The organism is Flavobacterium sp. SOK18b (assembly GCF_014156605.1).
Taxonomy (GTDB): Bacteria; Bacteroidota; Bacteroidia; order Flavobacteriales; family Flavobacteriaceae; genus Flavobacterium; species Flavobacterium tiangeerense.
Map to the genome: position 1 here is coordinate 1 of NZ_QKNZ01000100.1, position 1,573 is coordinate 1,573.

1 pseudogene is annotated in these 1,573 nt (G+C 41.6%); it reads right to left on the reverse strand.

From position 1 onward, the window contains the following. Positions 1-1,573 (reverse strand): annotated as a pseudogene (locus tag DNC80_RS13510) (hypothetical protein); the annotation flags it as partial.

The window sequence follows — 1,573 nt, forward strand, 5'->3', positions numbered from 1 at the left end:
ATGGGTTGGTTCCATCCGTAGCTTCTTGTCCGTCAGTTGCTCCATCGCCATCAGTATCTGGAATTAATGGATTGGTTCCATTTGTAGCTTCTTGTCCATCAGTTACTCCATCATTGTCTGAATCGGCACTTAATGGATTGGTTCCGTTGGTGATTTCCTGGGCATTTATAACTCCATCGCTATCGCAATCTGCTGCATTCCATGTTGCATTTGGTGCTAAGGTTTGGCTAGCAATTAGTAATGAACAGTTGCTATTTGGATTAGTAGTATCCGTTTGCTCTTTACCATCAGTTACTCCATCACCATCTGAATCTGGATTCAATGGGTTTGTGCCATCTGTAATTTCTTGGGCATTAGTAACTCCATCACCATCACAATCTGCGGCGTTCCAAGTTGCATTTGGTGCTAAGGTTTGGCTAGCAATTATTAAAGAGCAGTTGTCTTTTGGATTCGTATTATCTGTTTTTTCTTTACCATCAGTTACGCCATCACCATCTGTATCTGGATTCAATTGGTTGGTGCCATCTGTAGCTTCTTGTCCATCACTTACTCCATCATTGTCTGAATCGGCACTTAATGGATTGGTTCCGTTAGTGATTTCCTGACCATTAGTTACGCCATCAGTATCACAATCTGCGGCGTTCCAAGTTGCATTTGGTGTTAAAGTTTGACTAGCAATTAGTAACGAGCAGTTACTATTTAGATTTGTGTTATCGGTTTTTTCTTGTCCATCAGTTACGCCATCACCATCTGTATCTGGATTCAATGGGTTGGTGCCATCTGTAATTTCTTGACCATCACTTACTCCATCATTGTCTGAATCCGCACTTAATGGATTGGTTCCGTTAGTGATTTCTTGACTATTAGTAACCCCATCAGTATCACAATCTGCTGCATTCCAAGTTGCATTTGGTGCTAGCGTTTGGCTAGCGATTACTAACGAGCAGTTGTCGTTTGGATCCGTGATATCTGTTTTCTCTTTGCCATCAGTTACGCCATCTCCATCGGTATCTGCATTCAATGGATTCGTGCCGTCTATAGCTTCTTGTCCGTCATTTACACCGTCATTGTCTGAATCGGCACTTAATGGATTGGTTCCATTTGTGATTTCTTGACCATCATTTACTCCATCATTGTCTGAATCGGCACTTAATGGATTGGTTCCATTTGTGATTTCTTGACTATTAGTAACCCCATCAGTATCACAATCTGCGGCATTCCAAGTTGCATTTGTTGCTAAAGTTTGACTCGCAATTAGTAACGAGCAGTTGTCGTTTGGATCCGTGCTATCTGTTTTTTCTTGTCCATCAGTTACGCCATCACCATCTGAATCTGCATTCAATGGGTTTGTGCCATCTGTAATTTCTTGAGCATTAGTAACCCCATCAGTATCACAATCCGCGGCATTCCAAGTTGCATTTGGTGCTACAGTTTGGCTAGCAATTAGTAATGAACAGTTGCTATTTGGATTAGTAGTATCCGTTTTCTCTTGTCCATCAGTTACGCCATCACCATCTGAATCTGCATTCAATGGGTTTGTGCCATCTGTAATTTCTTGAGCATTAGTAACCCC